The organism is Enterobacter sp. UPMP701 (assembly GCF_053709515.1).
Map to the genome: position 1 here is coordinate 1 of NZ_JBSKJN010000045.1, position 658 is coordinate 658.

Below are 658 nucleotides of genomic sequence, written 5' to 3' on the forward strand. Positions count from 1 at the left end.
AATGGTGCCAACTTACTGATTTAGTGTATGATGGTGTTTTTGAGGTGCTCCCGTGGCTTCCATCTCCATCAGTTGTCCCTCCTGCTCAGCTACTGAAGGCGTGGTGCGTAACGGTAAAAGTACTGCCGGACATCAGCGCTATCTCTGCTCTCACTGCCGTAAAACATGGCAACTGCAGTTCACTTACACCGCTTCTCAACCCGGTACACACCAGAAAATCATTGATATGGCCATGAATGGTGTTGGATGCCGGGCAACCGCCCGCATTATGGGCGTTGGCCTCAACACGATTTTACGTCACTTAAAAAACTCAGGCCGCAGTCGGTAACCTCGCGCATACAGCCGGGCAGTGATGTGATTGTCTGCGCTGAAATGGACGAACAGTGGGGCTACGTCGGTGCTAAATCACGTCAGCGCTGGCTGTTTTACGCGTATGACAGGATACGGAGGACGGTTGTGGCGCACGTCTTCGGTGAACGCACTCTGGCCACACTGGAGCGTCTTCTGAGCCTGCTGTCGGCCTTTGAGGTCGTGGTATGGATGACGGATGGCTGGCCGCTGTATGAATCCCGCCTGAAGGGAAAGCTGCACGTAATCAGCAAGCGTTACACTCAGCGCATTGAGCGACATAACCTGAATCTGAGACAACATCTGGCAA

Annotated in this window: 1 pseudogene; it reads left to right on the plus strand. The window is 53.2% G+C overall.

Features of this window, described 5'->3' with window-relative positions:
- Positions 1–52: 52 nt before the first annotated feature.
- Positions 53–658: pseudogene (locus tag ACWKXT_RS24255) on the plus strand (IS1 family transposase); the annotation flags it as partial.